We start from the raw sequence: 20,942 nt of genomic DNA, 5'->3' as shown, positions 1-20,942 counted from the left end.
GTGCGAGCCAGCCACGCCTGTAAAACCCGGGCATGACAAAGCCCCTCGCCAACCGCATCGCTCTCGTCACCGGCGCCTCGCGCGGCATCGGCTTCGCCACGGCGCTCGCGCTCGCAAAAGCCGGAGCACATATCGTTGCAACCGCGCGCACGCAAGGCGGGCTCGAGGAGCTCGACGACGAAATCCGCAAGGTGGGCGGCAGCACCACGCTGGTGCCGCTCAACCTTACCGATTCCGACGGCATCGCGCGGTTAGGCGCCGGCCTGCATGAGCGCTACGGCAAGCTCGACATTCTCGTCGGCAATGCCGGCGTGCTCGGCCCCTCCTCACCGGTCGGCCACATTGAGCTGAAGACGTTCAACGACGTCATGGCCGTCAACGTCTCCGCAAATTTCCAACTGATCCGCTGCATGGAGCCGCTGCTGAAGCAATCCGACGCCGGCCGCGCCGTGTTCATCACCTCGGGCGCTGCCAGCAAGGCGACCGCCTATGTCAGCCCCTACGCTGCCTCCAAGTCCGCGCTGGAGACGCTGGCGCGCGCCTGGGCGCAGGAAACCGCGAACACGGCCATCCGCGTCAACCTGTTCAACCCGGGCCCGATCCGCACCCGCATGCGCGCGACCCTGATGCCCGGCGAAGATCCCGCAACGCTCGACACGCCCGAGCAGGTCGCCGAATTCATCGTCCCGCTGTGCACGCCCGACTGGACCGAGACCGGCAAGTTCTACGACTACAAGACTCGCTCGCTGATGAGCTTCCACGCGCCGGCGTGATTGCTTCGGCCACAAAACGCATCCGGAATTTCAAGCTGACCTCGGACGCACTGAAATAGCGCCTGAACGCATCTTACCCAAAGATTAACCGACTGAGGACGCTACGACGCAGCATCATCCGGCTTTAGGCGCATTGCCGCCGTCCCGGGGACAGGCTACGGAATTTGCCGGACCAAGGCTCCGCAAGAGAGCCGTCCGCATATTTGACAATGGAGGAAACCCTTTATGACGACGACGTTCGCGCGCCGCTCAGCGGCCCTTCTCGCCTGCGCCGCTTTCGGTTTTGCCACATCCGCTTTTGCCGAGGATAAGCAAGACAAGACCGTCACCATCGGCGTGCTCAACGACATGTCGAGCCTTTACGCCGACATCGGCGGCCCCAACTCGGTGGTAGCCGTCAAGATGGCGGTCGAGGATTCCGGTCTGCTTGCCAAGGGCTGGAAGATCGAGGTCGTCAGCGGCGATCACCAGAACAAGCCTGACATCGGCGTCAACATCGCGCGGCAATGGATCGACACCCAGAAGGTCGACATGATCACCGACACGCCGAACTCCGGCGTCGCGCTGGCGGTGAGCAACGTCGCCAAGGAAAAGAACGTCGTCCTGCTCAACAATGGCGGTGCCAGCGCCGACCTCACCGGCAAGGCCTGCAACGCCAACACCATCTCCTACACCTACGACACCTATATGCTCGCCAACGGCACCGGGAAGGCGCTGACCAAGGCCGGCGGCGATAGCTGGTTCTTCCTGACCGCCGACTATGCCTTCGGCGCCGCGCTCGAGCGCGACACCGGTGCCGTTGTCGCCGCGAACGGCGGCAAGGTGCTCGGCGGCGTCAAGCACCCGCTCAACACCTCGGATTTCTCGTCGTTCCTGCTCCAGGCACAGAACTCCAAGGCGAAGATCGTCGGGCTTGCCAACGCCGGCGGCGACACCACCAACGCAATCAAGCAGGCGGCCGAGTTCGGCATCGTCGAAGGCGGCCAGAAGCTCGCGGCGCTACTGCTCTTCATCAACGACGTGCACTCGCTCGGCCTCAAGACCGCGCACGGTCTGACCTTCACCGAATCCTTCTATTGGGATCTCAACGACGGCACCCGCGCCTGGTCCAAGCGCTTCCAGGAGAAGGTGAGCAACCACGCGATGCCGTCAATGACCCAGGCGGGCAACTATGCCGGCGTGATTCATTACCTCAAAGCGCTTGAGGCGCTCGGCGGCAATCCGCATGACGGCGCCAAGGTCGTCGCCAAGATGAAGGAGATCCCGACCGACGATGCGCTGTTCGGCAAGGGTCCGCTGCGCGAGGACGGCCGCCGGATCATTCCGGCCTATCTGTTCGAGGTGAAGAAGCCGGAGGAATCGAAGGGACCGTGGGACTATTACAAGCTGGTCGCCACCATCTCCGCGGAAGACGCCGCCAGGCCTCTCAAGGACAGCGAGTGTCCGCTGGTGAAGAAGTGACCGCGTAGCACTCATCCCGGGATGGTGCGCCAGCACCAGCCCGGGATCTCGAGAGGTTCGACGCTCCGCATCGCCCCGGAACGCCGATTCAGGCTTGAGCCCGACTGCTCACCGCCCTCACCGGTTGAGATGCGATCACACCAAGCGCGGGCATGTCGAGCAGGATGGTGACGAAGATAACGGCGACCGCATCGTGCAGGACCGGCTGAGCGCCTTGCGCTATCGCCTCGCCGGCTTGTTCGCTCACGATGGCCGCTTGCGCTTGTGGGCGAAGGGATTGGCCTTCTCGCGCAGCGTGATGCGCACCGGTGTTCCCGGCAGGTCGAAGGCCTCGCGCATCGAGTTGATGAGATAGCGCAGATACGACTGCGGCACTGCATCCGCGCGCGAGCAGAACAGCACGAAGCTCGGCGGGCGCGCCTTGGTCTGGGTGATGTAGTTCAGCTTCAACCGGCGGCCGGACACGGCAGGCGGCGGGTTGGCCTGGACCGCCTGCTCGAACCAGCGATTGAGCGCAGAGGTCGGCACGCGCCTGTTCCACAGTGCATAGGCATCCTGGATCGCCTGCATCAGGCGATCGATGCCCTCGCCCATCAGTCCGGACACCGCGACGATCGGCACGCCCTTGAGCTGCGGCAACCAATGATCGGCGTCGCGGCGCAGGCCTGAGATCGCGCCGCCGCCCTTGGTCTCCATCAGATCCCATTTGTTGACGGCAAGCACGACCGCGCGGCCCTCGCGCTCGATAAGGTCCGTGATGCGCAGATCCTGCTCCTCGAAGCGATTCTGCGAGTCCATCATCATCACGACGACTTCGGCAAAGCGCACCGCGCGCAGCGCGTCCGCAACCGAGAGCTTTTCCAGCTTCTCCTCGATGCGCGAGCGCCGGCGAAGACCTGCGGTGTCGAACACACGAAACCTGCGGCCCTTCCAATTGATCTCGACCGCGATGGAATCGCGCGTGGTGCCGGCCTCCGGGCTGGTCAGAAGGCGTTCCTCGCCGACCAAATGGTTGATCAGGGTCGATTTGCCGGCATTGGGACGGCCGACAACGGCGACGCGGATCGGGCGCGTCGCCGCCTCTTCCTCGGTGAGCGGCTCGTCGTCCTCGATCTCGTCTTCCTCGACGGGCTCCGGCATCAGCTTGGCGAGCTCGTCGTAAAGCTCGCCCATGCCCTCGCCATGCTCGGCCGAGATCTGGATGGGATCGCCGAGGCCAAGCGCAAAGGATTCCATCGCACCGGCATCGCCATGCTTGCCTTCGCTCTTGTTTGCGACGAGCAGCACCGGCTTGTTGGCCTTGCGGGCGAAATCGGCGAAAGCGCGGTCGGTCGGCGTGAGGCCGATGCGGGCATCGATCACGAAGAACAGCGCATCTGCCTGTGCGATCGCGGTCTCGGTCTGCTCCTGCATGCGCGCCGTCAGCGAGCCCTTGGCGCCCTCGTCGAGGCCGGCAGTGTCGATGATGGTGAATTCGAGGTCGCCGAGCCTGGCCTCACCCTCGCGGCGGTCGCGGGTGACCCCGGGCAGATCATCGACGAGCGCGAGCTTCTGCCCCACCAGACGGTTGAACAGCGTCGATTTGCCGACATTGGGCCGGCCGATGATGGCGATCGTAAAGGACATTGGTCATTCGTGCGCCGCGGAGGTGGCGACTGTCAATTCTGTGAAAAATATCAGCGGGAGAAACTGCCGCTGGGCATCGGCGCCGGGAAAGCCCCCTGCGTCTGCGGTTGCTGGGTGGTCTGCGCCGGCTGTGCCGGTTGCTGCGCGGATTGCTGGTCCGGCGGCGGCGCGGTGGTGCGCTTGCGCACGATCTTGTGCTTGGGCGGCGGGGCGGCAGGCGCCGGCGCCGCTTCCGGCTGAGCCTCGCCATCGATTTCGCCGGCCGGCGCTTCAGCCGGTGCCGCCGCGGTCGCGGCCGGCTGTCTGGTCTTCTTGCCCTTCGCGGATTTCGATGGCTTCGCCGGCTCAGCAGGCGCCGGTTCGGCCGGCAGCGCCGCGACTGCAGGCGCGTTCGCATCCTGCTGTTGCTGCGCGCCCTTGTACATTTCCTTCGGCACGCCCTGCTCAAGACCCGGCACGCCCTCCGGGAACACCGGCTTACGATCGCCGGGCAGCTTCTTCTTGGTGTCGAGGAAATCGAGCAGATCGCTCGGATCGAGGCTGGAGCAGCCGCCCAGCACGCCCGTGAAGGCGATCAGGACGGCGGCTGCGATCAAGCGAGGCGTGCGGCGCATATCGATATCTCGTCTGGGCTCTCAGGACCGTCAGCTTTTGGCGACGGGCGGCAGCAAGGCCTGGAGCGCCTCGGCGCGCGAACGGAGGCCGGGCGGCGTTTCGCCGTCCTCCGCGATCGCGTCGACCCATTTGCGGGCTGCGGTCATGTCGTTGTTACGCCACGCCGACAGCGCCAGCAGCTCGCGGGCGCTATGGCGGTAGGTCGATTGGGGTTCGGCGGAAGCCTCCAGCCGCTGCTGGATGTCGGCGTAGCTCGCGCTGTCCACAAGCAGACCTGCGGCGCGAATCTTCGCGAGATCGCGCCACTCGCTGCCAAGACCCGTGTCAGCGGCGATATCGTCGTACATCCTGGCTGCAGCCTTGGGATCGCGCGCCGATGCTTCGGCCGCGGCACGAAGCCGCGCCAGGGTGCGGTAGCCGGACGGTGCCTTGGCAGCAAGATCGGCAAAGGCCGTCTCGGCCTCCGGATGCTTGCCCTGCTCCGACAGCTCGACGGCCTTCTCGAAGATCGCGCCGGCTTCGGCGGCCTTCTTGGCCTCCAGATACTGATAGCCGCGCCAGCCGCCCACGGCCGCCACGACCAGCACCATCAGCGCGATGAAGTAGTGCGAATAATTGTCCCACAGCTTCTTGAGCTGCTCGCGACGTACTTCCTCGTCGACTTCGTCAAATAATTCAGACACTTAAGCAAATCCCATGCCCGGCCGGGAGCGCACGCCAGATCGCATGCGTCTAAAGCCCGTCCCCACGTGGCGGCGGCGATACCCTATCGATATGGCGCTGGCAAGGCAAAGCAAGGCCGATCAAGGTGTTAACGCGCGATCCGGGATATCCGGGTACCCCGACCCGGTCCTATCCAGACACGACCAGCAGCTCCCGCAGCTGCCGCTTCACCACCTTGCCGTTGGCATTGCGCGGGAGCGGCTCGGCGGTGACCGTCATGGTCTCCGGCACCTTGTAGTCGGACAAGCGCTCGGCGCACCAAGCCCGCAGATCGTCGCCGCCGATTGGTACGCGCGTGACCACGACCGCATGGACGCGCTCACCGAGCACCGGGCAGGGTTTTGCGATGATCGCGCTCTCGACTACGGCGGGATGGCCGGCCAGCACGGATTCGACCTCAGCCGAATAGATCTTGAGGCCGCCGCGATTGATCATGTCCTTCTGCCGGTCGAACACCCGGACGAAGCCTTCGGCATCCACCGAGCCGAGGTCGCCGGAGTGCCAATAGCCGGCAGTGAAACTCTCAGCCGTAGCCTCCGGCTTGTTCCAATAGCCCTTGATGACGGAAGCGCTCTGGATCCAGAGTTCGCCGATCTCGCCCGGCGGCAGCTCGCGCCCGTCGGCCATCGCAACGATGCGCGCCCCCGGACACGACAGGCCGACGCTGTCGATGTGGCTCGCCGTCAGTTCGCCGGGCATGATGGTGGACGGTGACGTCGTCTCGGTCGCGCCATAGCAATTCGCCAGCTTCAGCCCTGGAATGGTGGCCTTGAGCTTCTCGATGGTCGCAACGGGCATCGGCGCGCCGCCGAAGCCTCCGATGCGCCAGTTCGACAGGTCGTAGCTCTCGAAATCCGGCTGCAGCAGGCAGAGATTGTACATCGCCGGCACCATTACGGTGTAGGTAACGCGCTCGCGCGCGGCGAGCTTGAGATAGTCGGTTGCCCTAAACTCCGGCATGATGATCAGTGCGCCACCACAGCGGATCATTGTCGTGATGTTGGCGACGACGCCCGTGACGTGCGCGAGCGGGACGGCTGCGATCGACCGATCGGCTTCTGTCAATTGCAGGCAGGACACGAACACCATCGAGGAATGCACGATGTTGCAATGGGCCAGCATCGCGCCCTTCGGCTTTCCCGTCGTGCCCGAAGTGTAGAGGATCATCGCGGTATCCTCCTCGCTCACGTCGACCGGTGCCCGAGCCGGCGCATGGTCGGCGAGCACCGCAAAGCGAGACTGGGTCGGATCACCGTCGATGGCGATACGGTGGATCACATCAGGCGCATCCTGCGCATCGGGCAGCCGCTCGGCGAGTGCAGCTTCGTGGATCAGGATCTTTGCGCCACAGTCGGACAGGACATAGGCGATCTCCGGCTTCTGCTGCCGCGTGCCGAGCAATACCGTAACCAGGCCCTCATGGGCAGCGGCAAACAGCAGCAGCGGAAATTCGATGCGGTTGCCGAGCAGGATCGCGACGCGATCGCCCCGCTGCAGGCCGAGCTTGCGAAATCCCGTCGCAATCCGCGCGGACTGCTCCAGCGCCTGGCGCCAGCTCAGACGCACATTGCCGCAGACCAGCGCTTCGCCGTCCCCGTTACGCGCGGCAGCCTCGGCGATCATCGCCCAGAGACTAGCCGGTCGATCAACGAAGGCCGGCACCACCCGATCGCCAAAGCGCGCCTCGAACCGCATCGGCGGAATCTGAGATTGCGACCAGTCCATCGGATACCCTCGTCTTGTTGCTTTTGCCAGCCTTCCCGTGGACAGTGAGGTGATGTCTTGCGCTGATCGGCTAGCCACCCATCACGGGAACACCGATCACGACAGGATGAAACGCAAACGCCAGCGCCAGATAGGCGACGATGCCGACCGCGATCGCGATGAGATCGTTGGTGACGCCGCCCACGGGAATCGGCGGGGCCCCGGCATCCTTGCGATGTTTCAGCGAAATACGGTCATACACGCCCCAAGCCAGGAACGAGCCGAACAGGATGATGGAGCCAAGATCGCCATTGGCCAGCAGATGCGCAAACGCCCACAGCTTGATGCCGGCGAGCATCGGATGTTTCAGGGTCGCATAGATGCGGCCGCGCAGATAGGACGCGACCACCAGGATCACGGCAGGCAGCATCAGCGCGACGGTAACGTGCTTCATCGCCTTCGGCGGATACCAGACCTCGATCCAGCCGGTGGCACGATAATGCGCAAAACCCCAGACGATCAGCGCCAGTCCCGCAAGCGAGACCACGGAATACAGAATCTTGTAGGTCCCCTCGCCCAGCCGCGCGATCGCCTGTGTGCGCGCGCCACGTTTCGTTGTGAAGACATGGGCGGCAAAAAACAGTGCCAGCCCCAGGATCATAACCAGCAGACCCACGATCATCCTCCCTCAACCAGCGCCTCGCCTCTGAGGTATCATTGATTGGCCGCCGCTCGCAACTGACGGGCTACTTTCCAAGCTCTCGATTGTCGACATAGCGGATCGCAATCGGCCGTCCGGCCAAGGCGCCACCGAGGCCGCTGGTGAACTTCAGCGGGAGACATGCATTCAACGATGAATTGATCGCGTTGAGGTAGGTGGTTCGCGTATCGGCGGGGACGCCCGCAGTCGCAAAGGTCAGGCGCGGCGGGCCGATCAGGCCACCGGCCTTATTGAAGCTGAAGCGGACAGCCATCTGCATGCCTGCGCGCGCATGGTCCGATGGCGGCGACCAGCACGTACGCAGCTCCGCAAAAAGATCGCCGATCGTATCGAGGTCGTGATCCGGCTTTTTGTACTTGGCCCGATCAGCCTCCGGGGGCACGCTCTCGATCGTGAGCTGCAGGTTCTGGCCGTAGGGATAATCGATCTCGGGAATACACGGGCCAGGCTCGAGCGGACTGCAATAGTACGGCGTGCAGGGGGGACCGTCGAGAACGCTGCACGGCTCATGCGCAAACGGGATCGGATTGATTTGGCGGTGCTGCGCGTCGGCGGCAACGATTGATATCGCCAATAGTGTGAGAACGAGAATGCCGCGCCACATGCTTTGGTCTCGCGATGTCACATCCGTGGAACGTGGCACCGTTCGTGACAGCGTCAAGCCTGCGCGCGTTCACATGCTCGCGCGCCAAGGGCTACCCCCTACCCCTTCTTTTTCACGTCCTTGACGTTGGTGAACTCGATGCCCTCGGCGCGCTCCCTGGTGTAGCCGAGATAGAATTCGTTCCGGGCCAGATAAACGGGATCGCCGTCGACGTCATCGGCGATGCTTGACGTATTGGCCGCGATGAAAGTGTCGAGCTTCTTGCGATCCTCCGACGAGACCCAGCGCGCAAGCTGGAACTCGCTGACCTCGAATTCGACCGGCAGCGAATATTCCGCTTCAAGCCGGGCCTTGAGCACGTCGAGCTGCAGCGCGCCGACCACGCCGACCAGCGCCGGTGCACCATCACGCGGACGGAACACCTGCACGACGCCCTCTTCCGACATCTGCTGAAGCGCTTCCTTCAGCTTCTTCGCCTTCATCGCGTCGGTCAGACGGACACGGCGGACGATTTCAGGCGCGAAGCTCGGCACGCCGACGAAGTTGAAATCTTCGCCGTCGGTGAGCGTATCCCCGATCCGGAGCGTGCCGTGGTTGGGAATGCCGACGACGTCGCCGGCAAAGGCCTCGTCCGCCACCGAACGGTCCTGAGCAAAGAAGAATTGCGGGCTCGACAGCGGCATGCTCTTGCCTGTGCGTACCAGCTTCGCCTTCATGCCGCGGCTGAGCTTGCCGGAGCAGAGCCGCGCGAACGCAATGCGGTCGCGATGGTTCGGGTCCATGTTGGCCTGGATCTTGAACACGAAGGCGCTCATGCGCGGATCGGTCGCTTCGACTTTGCGCTGGTCGCTGTCCTGGGCGCGGGGCTCGGGAGCGAACTTGCCGAGGCCTTCCAGGAGGTCGCCGACGCCGAAATTGCGAAGCGCGCTGCCGAAATAGACCGGCGTCAGATGGCCCTCGCGGAACGCGTCGAGCTCGAACGGCTTTGAAGCTTCCGTGACGAGCTCGAGCTCGTCCTTCACCGCGGAGACATCGAGGTTCGCATTCAGCTTGGCAAGTTCGGCGATCTCGATCTGTTGCGCAGCGCCGGTCTTCGCGCCGCCGCCTTCGAGCAGGCGCACGCCGCCGTTGACGACGTCGTAGGTCCCGAGGAAGTCGCGCCCGCGGCCGACCGGCCATGTCATTGGCGTGGTGTCGAGCGCCAGCGTCTTCTCGATCTCGTCGAGCAGCTCGAACACGTCGCGGCTCTCGCGATCCATCTTGTTGATGAACGTGATGATCGGAATGTCGCGGAGACGACAGACCTCGAACAGTTTGCGTGTCCGCGCCTCGATGCCCTTGGCTGCGTCGATCACCATCACGGCGGAATCGACCGCGGTCAGCGTGCGATAGGTGTCTTCCGAAAAGTCCTCGTGGCCCGGCGTGTCCAGCAGGTTGAAGACCAGGCCTTCGAACTCGAAGGTCATGACCGAGGTCACGACCGAGATGCCGCGCTCGCGCTCGATCTTCATCCAGTCCGAGCGCGTGTTACGCCGCTCGCCCTTGGCCTTGACCTGGCCGGCCAGGTTGATGGCGCCGCCGAACAGCAGCAGTTTTTCGGTCAGCGTGGTCTTGCCGGCGTCCGGGTGCGAGATGATCGCAAAAGTGCGTCGGCGCGCCACTTCGGTGGCAAGCGAGGAACGGGCCGTCGAGTCGGCTGTGGCGGCAATGTCGGACATGGCGGGAGCGTTTGGCAGGGAAAATGAGCCCAATCAAGCCTCATGTGGTGATTGCGGAGCGCTTCGGCCAGCCCCATATCGGCCTTTGACCAAACAGGCCTTGGGGGAGGACGGCCGCCCTGCTCGTCAGCATTGGCCTAGCGGGGACGACCCTGCCTTAAATGGAGGGTCGCCATGGCCTGGACTATCCTTTTCGTCGCTGGTCTTCTCGAGATCACCTGGGCGATCGGCCTGAAATATACCGAGGGTTTTACCAGACTCGTGCCCTCCGTCGTCACGCTCGCGGCCATGGCCGGCAGCGTCATCCTGCTCGGTTCAGCTCTCAAGTCGCTGCCCGTCGGAACCGCCTATGCGGTCTGGACCGGGATCGGCGCGGTCGGCACTGCGACGCTCGGTATCTTCCTTCTCGGCGAGCCCGCCACGGCGCTCCGCCTTGCCAGCATCGGGCTGATCGTGGCCGGCATCGTCGGGCTGAAACTCGTCACTTGAAGATCTGGACCGCCCACCAGCTCAGTGCCGCGACGATGGCCGAGGCCGGGATCGTGATGATCCAGGCATAGACGATCGAACTCGCCACGTTCCAGCGCACCGCCGAGACGCGGCGGGCCGCGCCGACGCCGACGATGGCGCCCGTGATGGTGTGCGTGGTCGAGACGGGAACCCCGAGGAAGGTCGCCATGAACAGGGTCGCGGCACCGCCGGTCTCGGCGCAGAAGCCCTGCATCGGGGTGAGCTTGGTGATGCGCAGGCCCATGGTGCGGACGATGCGCCAGCCACCCATCAGCGTGCCCAGCGCCATTGCGGCCTGGCAGGACAGCACGACCCAGAACGGCACGGTGAATTCGCCGCCGAGATGGCCCTGCGAATAGAGCAGCACGGCGATGATGCCCATCGTCTTCTGTGCGTCGTTGCCGCCGTGGCCGAGCGAGTAGAGCGAAGCGGAGGCGAATTGCAGAATGCGGAAGGCACGGTCGACGGCGAACGGCGTCGAGCGCACCGAGGCCCATGACACGATTGCGACCAGCATCATTGCGAGCAGGAAACCGACCAGCGGCGACAGCACGATCGCCAGCACCGCCTTGGTCAAGCCGCTCCACACCGCGGCATGAATTCCAGCCTTCGCCATGCCACCTCCGACGAGGCCGCCGATCAGCGCGTGCGACGAGGAAGACGGAATGCCCAGCGCCCAGGTCACGAGATTCCAGACGATGGCGCCGAGGAGCGCCGCGAAGATCACCTGGGCGTCCACAATCGCGGGATCGATGATGCCGGTGCCGATGGTCTGGGCAACGTGCAGGCCGAACACCATGAAGGCGACGAAATTGAAGAACGCGGCCCAGATCACCGCGAATTGCGGCCGCAGCACGCGAGTCGAGACGATGGTCGCGATCGAATTGGCGGCGTCGTGCAGACCGTTCAGGAAGTCGAACAGCAACGCGACGGCGATCAGTCCGACCAGGACAGGAACACCCAACGCAGCATCCACGGCGGCCCTGCCCTATACTTGCTCGATGACGATGCTGTTGATCTCGTTCGCGACGTCGTCGAAGCGATCGGCCACCTTTTCGAGGTGGTCGTAGATCTCGACGCCGACGATGAAATCCATCGCCCTGCCGTCGCGATGCTTGAGGAAAAGCTCCTTCAGCCCGATGTCATGGAGATCGTCGACGCGGCCCTCCAGCTTGGTCAGCTCTTCCGTGATCGCAGTCAGCATCGCGACGTTCGGTCCGATCGATTGCATCAGCGGCAGCGCACGTCCCACCAGATTGGCGCATTCGATCAGCAACTCGCCGATCTCCCGCATCGGCGGCTCGAAGCTGCGGACCTCGAACAGCATCACGGCCTTGGCGGTCTGCTGCATCTGGTCGATCGCATCGTCCATCGAGGTGATGAGGTTCTTGATGTCACCGCGGTCGAACGGCGTGATGAAGGTGCGCCGCACCGCCGTCAGCACCTCTCGGGTCACATTGTCCGCGTCGTTCTCGAACTGGCTGACACGCTGACAATAGACCGGCGTCTCCTCGCCGCCTTTCAGCATGCCCTGGAGCGCGATTGCACCCTGGATCACGGTCTGGGCGTGGCGGTCGAACAGGTCGAAGAACCGTTCTTCCTTCGGGAGGAAAGCGCGAAACCATCGCATCATGGGACTGGTCTACCGGTTGGAATGGCCCGGCCGAACGGGCCGACACAAAACCGTCATAGACCATTTTTGCCCTGCGCGCGTGTCATCTCACGCCTGCAGAGCAGGATCATCCACCGCTTTAAAGTGATGGCAAAATCGACATAACATCAATAGGTTAGAGCGACCGCCGGAAGTAATGTGCGACTTCACCGACCACACCACGGCGGAAGGTGAGCACGCAGACCACGAAGACCGAGCCCTGGATCACCGTGACCCAACTCCCGAGGCCGGAGAGATATTGCTGCATGGCGACGATGACAAAGGCGCCGAAGACCGGGCCGAACACGGTGCCGAGACCACCCACCAGCGTCATCAAAACGATTTGCCCTGACATCGACACTTCAACATCGGTCAACGAAGCATTTTGCGCGACAAACACCTTCAAGGCGCCGGCAAACCCCGCCAGAGTTCCTGACAGGATATAGGCAATCAGCTTGTACTGATCGGTCTTGTAACCCAGCGAAATCGCGCGCTGCTCGTTTTCGCGGATCGACTTCAGCACCTCACCGAACGGCGAGTTGATGGTGCGAAAGATCAAGAGGAAGCCGAACAGAAAACCGGCAAGCACGGTGTAGTAAAGCACCGTCGGATCGCTGAGGTCGAATATTCCGAACAGATGGCCCTGCGGAATACCCTGAATGCCGTCCTCGCCATGGGTAAACGGCACCTGCACATAGATGAAATACAATAGCTGCGAGAGCGCCAACGTGATCATCGCGAAATAAATGCCCTGGCGCCGGATTGCGACGACGCCGGTGATGACGGCAAGCCCGGCGGCGGCGGCGGTACCGGCCAGAATGCCAAGCTCGGGCGGGGACTCCCCAGACCTTCAGCGCATGACCCGAGACGTAACCCGCGGTACCCAGAAACATCGCGTGGCCGAACGACAGCAAGCCACCATAGCCGATCAACAAGTTGAAGGCGCAGGCCAGCAACGCGAAGCATAGCGCCTGCATGACAAAGAACGGATAGATCTTTGTGAACGGCACGGATGCAAGCAGCACCGCCATCACCGCGAAGACGATCATCTCGTCGCGCAATGCGCGTGGGGTCCCCGGCAGAGTGTCGTCAGTTGCTACGGTCATATCAGGCCGCCCTTCCCGTCAATCCCGTTGGCTTCACCAGCAGCACCAGCACCATCAGCACGAACACGACTGTATTGGAGGCCTCTGGATAGAAATACTTGGTCAGCCCTTCAATCACACCCAGTGCGAAGCCCGTGATGATCGAGCCCATGATCGAGCCCATGCCGCCAATCACCACGACCGCAAACACGACGATGATGACGTTTTCGCCCATCAGCGGCCGGACCTGATTGATCGGCGCCGACAGCACGCCGGCGAGCGCGGCAAGGCCAACGCCGAGCCCATAGGTCAGCGTGATCATCCTGGGAACGTTGATGCCGAAAGCTCGCACCAGCGTCGGGTTTTCAGTCGCGGCCCGGAGATAAGCACCGAGCCGCGTGCGCTCGATCAAATACCAGGTCGCAAAGCAAACCACGAGCGAGAACACGACCACCCAGCCGCGATAAATCGGCAGATACATGAATCCCAAATTCACCCCGCCCTTCAGTACATCGGGGATCGAATACGGCAAACCGGAAGAGCCGAAATAATTCTGGAACACACCCTGAATGATCAGCGCCAGACCGAAGGTCAGAAGCAGCCCGTAGAGGTGATCGAGGCCTGCGAGCCATTGCAGCATGGTCCGCTCCAGGATCATCCCGAAGATGCCGACGATGATCGGCGCCAGCAGCAGCGCCCACCAGTAACTGACGCCGCCGAGGTTCAGCAGGAAATAGGCGACGAACGCACCCATCATGTAGAGCGCGCCATGAGCGAAGTTGATGATGTTGAGCATGCCGAAGATCACGGCGAGCCCGAGACTGAGCAGCGCGTAGAACGAGCCGTTGATCAGTCCCACCAGTAGCTGTGCGTAGAGAGCCTGCATCGATCCAGCACCCAGTCCCTTCGGCGTTTCCAAACTAGTGCCCGCCGGTGACATGCCGGCGGGCGGTTGGCCTCACTTCTTAAGCAGCGCGCACTTGCTCTCGGAGAGCGGCGTGAAGGCCTGGTCGCCCGGCACCGTGCCGACGAGCTTGTAGAAGTCCCACGGTCCCGTGGATTCCGAGGGCTTCTTCACCTCGAACAGATAGGCATTGTGGATGGTGCGGCCGTTGGGCTCGATCTCGCCCTTGCCGAACAGATCGTCCTCGGTCGGCATCGATTTCATCTTCTCGACGACCTTGATGCCGTCATGGGGATTGCCGCCGAGCGCATCGAGCGCCTTGAGATAATGGCGCACGCCCGCATAAACGCCGGCCTGTACCATGGTCGGGGGCGCACTGTTCTTCATCTTGCCGGCAAAACGTTTCGAGAAGGCGCGGGTCTGATCGTTCATGTCCCAGTAGAAGGTCTCGGTGAAGTTCAGGCCCTGCGCGGTTTCCAGGCCGATCGCCTTGATGTCGGTGAGGAACAGCAGCAGCGCCGCGAGCTTCTGGCCGCCCTTGACGATGCCGAATTCGGCCGCCTGCTTGATTGTGTTGGTGGTGTCGCCGCCAGCATTGGCAAGGCCGATGATCTTGGCCTTGGAAGCCTGTGCCTGGAGCAGGAAGGACGAGAAATCAGGCGTATTCAGCGGATGCTTCACGCCGCCGACGACCTTGCCGCCATTGGCGGTGATGACGGCCGTGGTATCGCGCTCGAGCGCCGCACCGAAGGCATAGTCCGCGGTCAGGAAGAACCAGGTGTCACCGCCAGCCTTGACCAGCGCCTGGCCGGTGGTGTGGGCCAGCATGTAGGTGTCGTAGGTCCAGTGCACGGTATTGGGCGAGCATTGCGCGTTGGTGAGGTCCGAGGTCGCCGCGCCCGAATTGATGTAGACGCCGTTCTTTTCCTTGACGACGTTGTTCACGGCGAGCGCCACGCCCGAATTCGGCACGTCGACGATGACGTCGACCTTGTCGACGTCGAACCACTGCCGCGCGATCGCGGTGCCGATGTCGGGCTTGTTCTGGTGATCACCCGAGATGATGTCGATCTTCCAGCCCTTCGCGGCGAGGCCGGAATCCTCGACCGCCATTTGGGCGGCGAGCGTTGAGCCGGGTCCGCCGAGGTCGGCATAGAGGCCGGACTGATCGGACAGCGCCCCGATCTTGACCGTCTTGTCTTGTGCCAAGGCGACGCCAGCGCAGGTCACGGCCAACGCCGTACCAAGCAACAACGATGCAATCGACTTTTTCATGCCACTTCCCTTGTGAAATTCTCTTCGCCGTCTCTCTAGGCCGTCACGGGCCGTCCTAGACGCCGAGATAGGTGTGGAGCTTGTCCATGTTGGCGGCAAGCTCCGCGTTGGAAAATCCATCAATGATCTTGCCGTGCTCGACGACGTAATAGCGATCGGCGACGGTGGATGCGAAACGGAAATTCTGCTCGACCAGCAGGATGGTAAAGCCCTCCTTCTTGAGCCGCGCAATGGTGTGACCGATCTGCTGAATGATAACAGGCGCAAGGCCTTCGGTCGGCTCGTCTAGCATCAGGAAGCTGGCACCGGTGCGCAGGATGCGCGCGATCGCGAGCATCTGCTGCTCGCCGCCGGACAGCTTGGTGCCCTGGCTGCTGAGCCGCTCCTTCAGATTCGGAAACAGGTCGAAGATCTGTTCGAGCGGCAATCCGCCCGGGCGCACCACCGGCGGCAACAGGAGATTCTCCCGCACGTCGAGACTGGAGAAAATTCCCCGCTCCTCCGGACAGAACGCGATGCCCATGCGGGCGATCTTGTCCGAGGTCGCGCGCATGATCTCCTGATCGTTGAATTTGATCGACCCGGCACGCTTGCCGATGATGCCCATGATCGACTTGAGCGTGGTCGTCTTCCCCGCACCGTTGCGCCCCAGCAGGGTGACGACCTCGCCAGCGTTCACGTCGAAATTGATCCCGTGCAGGATGTGGGACTCGCCGTACCAGGCCTCGAGGTTGCGGACCTGAAGGATGTTGCCGCCGATTGCGGCCTTTGCCGGAGCCTCGGCCATCGCAGTTTCAGGCATGACCGGCTCCCAGATAGGCTTCCTTGACGCGCTCGTCCTTGGTGAGATCGGCGTAGTTGCCTTGCGCGAGCACCTGCCCGCGCGTCAGCACGGTGATGATGTCGGAGAGATTGGCGACAACGCTCAAATTGTGCTCCACCATCAGGATGGTGTACTTCGCCGAGATGCGCTTGATCAGCGCTGCGATCTTGTCGATGTCCTCGTGACCCATGCCGGCCATCGGCTCGTCCAGCAGCATCATCTCCGGATCGAGCGCCAGCGTCGTTGCGATCTCCAGCGCGCGCTTGCGCCCATAGGGCATCTCGACCGCAGGCGTATTGGCAAACTCGCTCAGGCCGACATCGTTCAGCAATTCCAGCGCGCGATTGTTGAAACGGTTGAGCACCGATTTCGAGCGCCAGAAATCAAACGAGCTGCCATGCTGGCGCTGGAGTGCGACGCGGACGTTTTCCAGCGCGGTCAGGTGCGGAAACACCGCCGAAATCTGGAACGAGCGGACCAGCCCCATGCGCGCCACGTCCGCCGGCGCCATCGCGGTGATGTCCTGTCCCTTGTACAGGATCTTTCCGGCAGACGGTTTGAGGAATTTGGTCAGAAGATTGAAGCATGTCGTCTTGCCGGCCCCGTTCGGGCCGATCAACGCGTGGATACTCCCGCGGCGAACCTTGAGCGCAACGTCGCGGACGGCGAAGAAGCCCGCGAACTCCTTGGTCAAACCTTCCGTTTCAAGAATGAACTCATCGGCCAAACAGATTTCCCCCCGCCCGCGCAAGTGCGCGGAGCTGTCCTTGTTCCTTCGACTTTCCGGGGGCCTTGGAGCCTTCCCGAAAACGCCGCCTCCGGGCGCGGAATATGCCGGAGGTGACGGGGGTTAGGCAAGGCGGAAAGCTGAGCAGGTCAGGCCTCCGGCCGGGAGTCTTATGCTCCCTTAGTTGGAGGTTTTGTGGTGTCGCCTGCCGGCCTCCCGGTTCGCAAGACGCCGGTCATCAAGTCGTTAACGCTCTTTGGCCCCGCACGCCATCCTTCATCAAAAATTTTCCCGTAAGCGGGATCATGTGCGGGTTTCATTCGCCGGGAATCTTGTTTTGGACTTCACCAGCGCCGTTCCCTCGGTCGTCAAGTCGATCAAGCAGCGTGACCTGCTCAACACGTGGTTGCGACTTTACGCGCGCCGGCAGACTGTGCCGGCGATCCGGGAGTATCAACCCGCGCGGCTCAAGGAAGAGCTGTCCGACCTGATCTACTTCACCGTGGACCATTCGACGCCGACGGCGCGCCTGACCATCCAGAGCGAGGGCACGCGGATCTCGCGCGCCTATGGCCATACCGGCAAGGGCATCCTGCTGGACGACTATGTTGGGCCGCGCCTCGCGCCCTTCGTGATGCCAGTCTATCACCAATGCGTCGCACGCGGTCTTCCGGTCTACAGCGTTGCCGACGTCGACGACGTCTATGGCCGCGTCGTCGCCTATGAACGGCTACTGCTCCCGTTCCTGACCGATGACAAGGTCAGCCACATCATCGCATCCCTCAAGACCTTCTGCGAGGACGGCGGCTTCGAGATCAAGAACCTGCTGCGCGGAAATGACGCGCCACCACGTCCGAAACTGCGCACGGTGATCGACCGCGACCTGTTTCACCAAGCGCCGGGCCGCTACGCGGCGACCGACATCGTCGAATTTGCCGATCGGTCCGGCGGCCCTGATGTCAGCGCCGAGATCGTCGAGCTGAACTAGCTCCCGACTAGCGCTTGCGCGAGGCTGCGCCGATTTCCTTGTCGTAGACATCAGGCTTGAAGCCGACCAGCAGCTTGCCGCCGATTTCGAGCACCGGCCGCTTGATCATCGATGGTTGCGCTAGCATCAGCGTCAGTGCCTTTTTCTCAGTCAGGCCTTCCTTGTCGGCATCAGGCAGCTTCTTGAAGGTGGTGCCGGCGCGATTGAGCAGCGTCTCCCAGCCGAGCTCGTCGCTCCACTGCTTGAGCTTGTCCTTCTCCACGCCCGCAGACTTGTAGTCGTGGAACTCATAGGCCACGCCATGGGTATCGAGCCAGGTGCGCGCCTTCTTCATGGTGTCGCAGTTCTTGATGCCGTAGATGATGTTGGGCAAAACGATCCTCGCGCATGCGTCGTGACGTGCAGCTGCGTTGTACGAAACTCCTGATCGCGCGACAATATTGCCAACAACGCTTTCGATCTCTTCCGGACGGACACATCATGCACGTCACTCACGATCCCGCGGCATCCGCCTCCCCCACCATCGACTTCAATGCATTCCTCGCGGTCGATATCCGCGTCGGCACCATCGTCGATGCCAAACCGTTTCCCGAGGCGCGCAAGCCGGCGTGGCGGCTGTGGATCGACTTCGGCCCGGCCATCGGCGTCCGCAAGAGCTCGGCGCAGATCACCGAGAATCACCCGCTCGAAACCCTGGTCGGAAAGCAGGTCGCGGCCGTCGTCAATTTCCCGCCGCGCCAGATCGGACCTGTCGTCTCGGAGGTACTGACGCTCGGCTTCCCCGATGCCGACGGCAAGGTCGTGCTGATGCAGCCGAGCAAGCCGGTGCCAAACGGCGGCCGGTTGTTCTAGGGATCGTCTCACGGCCGCTTCGGAATGTTCAATCCGCGCTGCACGGCAGGCCGCGCCAGCCCGCGCTCGAGCCAGGCAGCGACCGACGTGAACTGGCTGAATGCGACCAGGTCGCCGGCACCATAGAAGCCGATGAGATTGCGCACCCAGCCAAGCATGGAAATGTCCGCGATGGTGTAGTCGTCATCCATGAACCATTGCCGGCCGGAAAGATGCGCTTCCATCACACCGAGCAGGCGCCTGGACTCGCTGACGTAACGTTCGAGCGGTCGCTTGTCCTCAAAATCCTTGCCGGCGAATTTGTGGAAGAAGCCGACCTGGCCGAACATCGGCCCGACGCCTCCCATCTGGAAGTGCAGCCACGCGAGGGTCTGGTAGCGTCGCGCGGCGTCCTGCGGCAGAAGCCTGCCGCTCTTCTCGGCGAGGTATTGCAGAATCGCTCCGGATTCGAACAGCGGCAGTGGCTTGCCTCCGGGGCCGTTGGGATCGAGAATCGCCGGGATCTTGCCGTTCGGATTGAGCGAGAGGAATTCCGGCGTCTTCTGATCGTCCTTGCCGAAGTCGACGAGATGAACTTCGTAAGGAAGCCCGATCTCCTCCAGCATGATGGAGACCTTGACGCCGTTCGGCGTCGGCAAGGAATAGAGCTGAAGCAGTTCGGGATGCTTGGCAGGCCAGCGCCCGGTGATCGGAAAGGTCGAGAGATCGGACATCGGCACCCCGGCTTGGTTCGCAAGATGCCGCTTAGTCTAGGCGGGCCACCGAACGACGCAAGGCCGAGTCATCCAGCCGGATCACAATGGTCGCAGCAGATGACTGTTGGCGTAGACCACCTCGCTCTTGGCGCGCTGCTCGATGAAGAGCTGCCCCGTGAGGAGCAACGCTCCGGCGAAGACGAGCGTAAGCATCGCAGTGGCGAATTGGCTAGCATCATTCATCGCACGAGCTTCTCTCAATTCGGTTCGCACGGGGAACGCAGACCGACCATCGCCAGTTCCTGAATGGTTCAAATAAATTGCCTGTTTTTCCCGGAATCCCGGCCAGACATTTCAACCCAATCATGCGGGATGGACCTAGCGCGCTTTCGCGGGAAATGACGGGGCCCGTGCAAAGGCGTTTACGTATCCTTCATCAAGGCCGTCACGTGCAGGCGGCGACGGATGCGCATGCCCTGGCGCTGATAGAGCGCGATGGCCGATGTGTTGTTCGAAAACACATGCAGGAACGGAATTTCGCCGCGGGCCTCGATCCGGCGCGCGACAGCTGCGAGCAGCGCCTGCGCATAGCCGCGCCCGCGATAATCGGGGTGGACGCAGACCGCGGTCATCTCAACGAACTTTCCCGGCTTCATGCGCTCGCCGGTCATCGCAACCAATTCGCCACCGGCTCGGATGCCAAGGAATGTGCCGAGCTCGTGCGTCCGCGCGGCGAACGGCCCGGGCTTTGTCAGTGTCGTCAGCGCCATCATCGCCGGAACGTCGGCCCGGCCGAGCGTCACGATCTCCGCCTCGCGCAACGGGCTATCGGCGGGTGAGCCGATCATCTGCTCGCCGGTCTCGGCCAGCACAACCTTGAAGCCCGCGGGAACATTGACCGCATCCGGCGTGAACAGCGCGGCAACCTGCGAGGGCGACATGAGAGCGCCCAGCGCGGTGAAGCTCTCCGCCGACATGTCCGCCATGTCGGCAAACGGCGTCATGTCCACCGGATAGCGCAGCGCCCGTGCGCCGCCTTCGGCCAGATGCTTGTGGCTCGTCGTCAGCGCGCTCCAGATCGGACGATCGAGCAGCGCCACATCGCTGTCGGACACCGGCCTAATCCTTGTCGAAGCTGACGATGACGGCCGCATTGGCGATGAGAATGGGATCATTCGCCACCTCCGTCGCCGAGGGAATTTCCAGCCCGCCCTTGACCGCGGTCACGGTCACGGTCCCGTAGGGAAGCTCCTTCGCAACCGCCTCCCTGTCGACGGCTTCGGGATCGGGTACGCCGATCGTGACATCGACGAACATGTCGTTCGCGGTCTTGCCGATCATCCGGAAGAAGCCGAGGCTCGAATGCCTGATGGCATCCGAGACCGCCCGCTTCGCGGCTTTGGTGGCGTCCCTGCCGTGAACGTCGACGCCCATGCCCATCTCGGTAACACAACGAACGCGTGCCATGCTCATTCCTGTCGGCGCTG

Annotated in this window: 24 protein-coding genes and 1 pseudogene; 5 read left to right on the top strand and 20 right to left on the bottom strand. The window is 63.0% G+C overall.

The genetic code is table 11. The annotated features are described in order from the left end of the window. The first annotated feature begins 32 nt into the window (after positions 1–32). Positions 33–773 carry an SDR family NAD(P)-dependent oxidoreductase gene (locus ACVIIW_RS25280; RefSeq protein ID WP_456703222.1) on the top strand — a complete coding sequence of 247 codons (741 nt, stop codon included), beginning with the start codon at positions 33–35 and terminating at the stop codon, positions 771–773. Between the two features lie 225 nt (positions 774–998). Beyond that, the gene (locus ACVIIW_RS25275) at positions 999–2,234 is read left to right on the top strand and encodes an ABC transporter substrate-binding protein (protein WP_456703221.1); all 1,236 of its coding nucleotides are present in this window, start codon (positions 999–1,001) and stop codon (positions 2,232–2,234) included. 88 nt (positions 2,235–2,322) lie between these two features. On the opposite strand, the gene ACVIIW_RS25270 is transcribed toward ACVIIW_RS25275, so the two are convergent. From ACVIIW_RS25270 to ACVIIW_RS25235, 8 genes are all read right to left on the bottom strand, one after another. Beyond that, the gene (locus tag ACVIIW_RS25270) at positions 2,323–2,481 is read right to left on the bottom strand and encodes a hypothetical protein (protein ID WP_456703220.1); all 159 of its coding nucleotides are present in this window, start codon (positions 2,479–2,481) and stop codon (positions 2,323–2,325) included. Further along, the gene (gene der, locus ACVIIW_RS25265; protein ID WP_456703219.1) at positions 2,478–3,860 is read right to left on the bottom strand and encodes a ribosome biogenesis GTPase Der; all 1,383 of its coding nucleotides are present in this window, start codon (positions 3,858–3,860) and stop codon (positions 2,478–2,480) included. Before der ends, ACVIIW_RS25270 begins: the two co-directional genes overlap by 4 nt. A gap of 50 nt (positions 3,861–3,910) precedes the next feature. Then, positions 3,911–4,474 (bottom strand): hypothetical protein, encoded by a 564-nt coding sequence (locus ACVIIW_RS25260; protein ID WP_456703218.1) that lies wholly within the window; start codon positions 4,472–4,474, stop codon positions 3,911–3,913. 30 nt (positions 4,475–4,504) lie between these two features. Then, positions 4,505–5,158: a tetratricopeptide repeat protein gene (locus tag ACVIIW_RS25255; RefSeq protein ID WP_456703217.1), complete on the bottom strand. Its 654-nt coding sequence runs from the start codon at positions 5,156–5,158 to the stop codon at positions 4,505–4,507. Positions 5,159–5,327: 169 nt separating this feature from the next. Continuing rightward, positions 5,328–6,923: a class I adenylate-forming enzyme family protein gene (locus ACVIIW_RS25250; protein ID WP_456703216.1), complete on the bottom strand. Its 1,596-nt coding sequence runs from the start codon at positions 6,921–6,923 to the stop codon at positions 5,328–5,330. A 70-nt stretch (positions 6,924–6,993) separates the two neighbouring features. Further along, positions 6,994–7,578, bottom strand: a complete 585-nt coding sequence (locus tag ACVIIW_RS25245; protein ID WP_456703215.1) for an NnrU family protein — start codon at positions 7,576–7,578, stop codon at positions 6,994–6,996. A 70-nt stretch (positions 7,579–7,648) separates the two neighbouring features. Further along, positions 7,649–8,227, bottom strand: coding sequence for a hypothetical protein (locus ACVIIW_RS25240; RefSeq protein WP_456703214.1), 579 nt, complete (start codon positions 8,225–8,227; stop codon positions 7,649–7,651). Between the two features lie 98 nt (positions 8,228–8,325). Continuing rightward, entirely contained in the window at positions 8,326–9,945 is a 1,620-nt protein-coding gene (locus ACVIIW_RS25235; RefSeq protein WP_456703213.1) for a peptide chain release factor 3, read from the bottom strand. Positions 9,946–10,119: 174 nt separating this feature from the next. On the opposite strand from ACVIIW_RS25235, the gene sugE reads away from it, so the two are divergent. After that, entirely contained in the window at positions 10,120–10,434 is a 315-nt protein-coding gene (gene sugE, locus ACVIIW_RS25230) for a quaternary ammonium compound efflux SMR transporter SugE (protein WP_456703212.1), read from the top strand. On the opposite strand, the gene ACVIIW_RS25225 is transcribed toward sugE, so the two are convergent. From ACVIIW_RS25225 to ACVIIW_RS25195, 7 genes and pseudogenes are all read right to left on the bottom strand, one after another. After that, the gene (locus ACVIIW_RS25225; protein WP_456703211.1) at positions 10,427–11,431 is read right to left on the bottom strand and encodes an anion permease; all 1,005 of its coding nucleotides are present in this window, start codon (positions 11,429–11,431) and stop codon (positions 10,427–10,429) included. The two genes, sugE and ACVIIW_RS25225, sit on opposite strands and share 8 nt — an antisense overlap. Positions 11,432–11,443: 12 nt before the next feature. After that, the gene (locus ACVIIW_RS25220) at positions 11,444–12,088 is read right to left on the bottom strand and encodes a DUF47 domain-containing protein (RefSeq protein ID WP_092234701.1); all 645 of its coding nucleotides are present in this window, start codon (positions 12,086–12,088) and stop codon (positions 11,444–11,446) included. Positions 12,089–12,242: 154 nt separating this feature from the next. Beyond that, a pseudogene (locus tag ACVIIW_RS25215) lies at positions 12,243–13,212 on the bottom strand (branched-chain amino acid ABC transporter permease). A 1-nt stretch (position 13,213) separates the two neighbouring features. Next, positions 13,214–14,077 carry a branched-chain amino acid ABC transporter permease gene (locus tag ACVIIW_RS25210; protein WP_456703210.1) on the bottom strand — a complete coding sequence of 288 codons (864 nt, stop codon included), beginning with the start codon at positions 14,075–14,077 and terminating at the stop codon, positions 13,214–13,216. Between the two features lie 72 nt (positions 14,078–14,149). After that, positions 14,150–15,370: an ABC transporter substrate-binding protein gene (locus ACVIIW_RS25205; protein WP_456703209.1), complete on the bottom strand. Its 1,221-nt coding sequence runs from the start codon at positions 15,368–15,370 to the stop codon at positions 14,150–14,152. Positions 15,371–15,425: 55 nt separating this feature from the next. Next, complete coding sequence (locus tag ACVIIW_RS25200; RefSeq protein WP_456703208.1) at positions 15,426–16,172, bottom strand: ABC transporter ATP-binding protein; 747 nt, start codon at positions 16,170–16,172, stop codon at positions 15,426–15,428. After that, entirely contained in the window at positions 16,165–16,920 is a 756-nt protein-coding gene (locus ACVIIW_RS25195; protein ID WP_456703207.1) for an ABC transporter ATP-binding protein, read from the bottom strand. Before ACVIIW_RS25195 ends, ACVIIW_RS25200 begins: the two co-directional genes overlap by 8 nt. Positions 16,921–17,257: 337 nt before the next feature. Between ACVIIW_RS25195 and ACVIIW_RS25190 the strand changes: the two genes are divergently transcribed. Continuing rightward, positions 17,258–17,908: a PAS domain-containing protein gene (locus ACVIIW_RS25190; RefSeq protein WP_456703206.1), complete on the top strand. Its 651-nt coding sequence runs from the start codon at positions 17,258–17,260 to the stop codon at positions 17,906–17,908. 7 nt (positions 17,909–17,915) lie between these two features. Here ACVIIW_RS25190 and ACVIIW_RS25185 read toward each other — a convergent pair whose 3' ends face one another. Continuing rightward, positions 17,916–18,281: an ArsC family reductase gene (locus tag ACVIIW_RS25185; protein WP_456703205.1), complete on the bottom strand. Its 366-nt coding sequence runs from the start codon at positions 18,279–18,281 to the stop codon at positions 17,916–17,918. 107 nt (positions 18,282–18,388) lie between these two features. Between ACVIIW_RS25185 and ACVIIW_RS25180 the strand changes: the two genes are divergently transcribed. Next, positions 18,389–18,760: a tRNA-binding protein gene (locus ACVIIW_RS25180; RefSeq protein WP_456703204.1), complete on the top strand. Its 372-nt coding sequence runs from the start codon at positions 18,389–18,391 to the stop codon at positions 18,758–18,760. Between the two features lie 8 nt (positions 18,761–18,768). On the opposite strand, the gene ACVIIW_RS25175 is transcribed toward ACVIIW_RS25180, so the two are convergent. From ACVIIW_RS25175 to ACVIIW_RS25160, 4 genes are all read right to left on the bottom strand, one after another. After that, positions 18,769–19,473, bottom strand: coding sequence for a glutathione S-transferase family protein (locus tag ACVIIW_RS25175; protein ID WP_456703203.1), 705 nt, complete (start codon positions 19,471–19,473; stop codon positions 18,769–18,771). An 81-nt stretch (positions 19,474–19,554) separates the two neighbouring features. Continuing rightward, positions 19,555–19,698: a hypothetical protein gene (locus tag ACVIIW_RS25170; RefSeq protein ID WP_456703202.1), complete on the bottom strand. Its 144-nt coding sequence runs from the start codon at positions 19,696–19,698 to the stop codon at positions 19,555–19,557. Positions 19,699–19,877: 179 nt separating this feature from the next. Beyond that, a complete protein-coding gene (locus ACVIIW_RS25165; protein WP_456703201.1) occupies positions 19,878–20,570 on the bottom strand; it encodes a GNAT family N-acetyltransferase in 693 nt (230 codons plus the stop codon). 4 nt (positions 20,571–20,574) lie between these two features. Beyond that, positions 20,575–20,922, bottom strand: coding sequence for a Lin0512 family protein (locus tag ACVIIW_RS25160; RefSeq protein ID WP_456703200.1), 348 nt, complete (start codon positions 20,920–20,922; stop codon positions 20,575–20,577). Positions 20,923–20,942: the final 20 nt, after the last annotated feature.

This window comes from Bradyrhizobium sp. USDA 4449, assembly GCF_054056275.1.
Note: the sequence above shows the minus strand (reverse complement) of the source record. Positions and strands in the feature narration are given on the sequence as shown.

Bases quoted from the DNA above. Each gene is read 5' to 3' on its own strand.
- ACVIIW_RS25280 (WP_456703222.1), top strand. From the start codon at position 33: ATGACAAAGCCCCTCGCCAACCGCATCGCTCTCGTCACCGGCGCCTCG.
- ACVIIW_RS25275 (WP_456703221.1), top strand. From the start codon at position 999: ATGACGACGACGTTCGCGCGCCGCTCAGCGGCCCTTCTCGCCTGCGCC.
- der (WP_456703219.1), bottom strand. From the start codon at position 3,860: ATGTCCTTTACGATCGCCATCATCGGCCGGCCCAATGTCGGCAAATCG.
- ACVIIW_RS25260 (WP_456703218.1), bottom strand. From the start codon at position 4,474: ATGCGCCGCACGCCTCGCTTGATCGCAGCCGCCGTCCTGATCGCCTTC.
- ACVIIW_RS25250 (WP_456703216.1), bottom strand. From the start codon at position 6,923: ATGGACTGGTCGCAATCTCAGATTCCGCCGATGCGGTTCGAGGCGCGC.
- ACVIIW_RS25240 (WP_456703214.1), bottom strand. From the start codon at position 8,227: ATGTGGCGCGGCATTCTCGTTCTCACACTATTGGCGATATCAATCGTT.
- ACVIIW_RS25235 (WP_456703213.1), bottom strand. From the start codon at position 9,945: ATGTCCGACATTGCCGCCACAGCCGACTCGACGGCCCGTTCCTCGCTT.
- sugE (WP_456703212.1), top strand. From the start codon at position 10,120: ATGGCCTGGACTATCCTTTTCGTCGCTGGTCTTCTCGAGATCACCTGG.
- ACVIIW_RS25220 (WP_092234701.1), bottom strand. From the start codon at position 12,088: ATGATGCGATGGTTTCGCGCTTTCCTCCCGAAGGAAGAACGGTTCTTC.
- ACVIIW_RS25210 (WP_456703210.1), bottom strand. From the start codon at position 14,077: ATGCAGGCTCTCTACGCACAGCTACTGGTGGGACTGATCAACGGCTCG.
- ACVIIW_RS25205 (WP_456703209.1), bottom strand. From the start codon at position 15,370: ATGAAAAAGTCGATTGCATCGTTGTTGCTTGGTACGGCGTTGGCCGTG.
- ACVIIW_RS25200 (WP_456703208.1), bottom strand. From the start codon at position 16,172: ATGCCTGAAACTGCGATGGCCGAGGCTCCGGCAAAGGCCGCAATCGGC.
- ACVIIW_RS25180 (WP_456703204.1), top strand. From the start codon at position 18,389: ATGCACGTCACTCACGATCCCGCGGCATCCGCCTCCCCCACCATCGAC.
- ACVIIW_RS25175 (WP_456703203.1), bottom strand. From the start codon at position 19,473: ATGTCCGATCTCTCGACCTTTCCGATCACCGGGCGCTGGCCTGCCAAG.
- ACVIIW_RS25170 (WP_456703202.1), bottom strand. From the start codon at position 19,698: ATGAATGATGCTAGCCAATTCGCCACTGCGATGCTTACGCTCGTCTTC.
- ACVIIW_RS25160 (WP_456703200.1), bottom strand. From the start codon at position 20,922: ATGGCACGCGTTCGTTGTGTTACCGAGATGGGCATGGGCGTCGACGTT.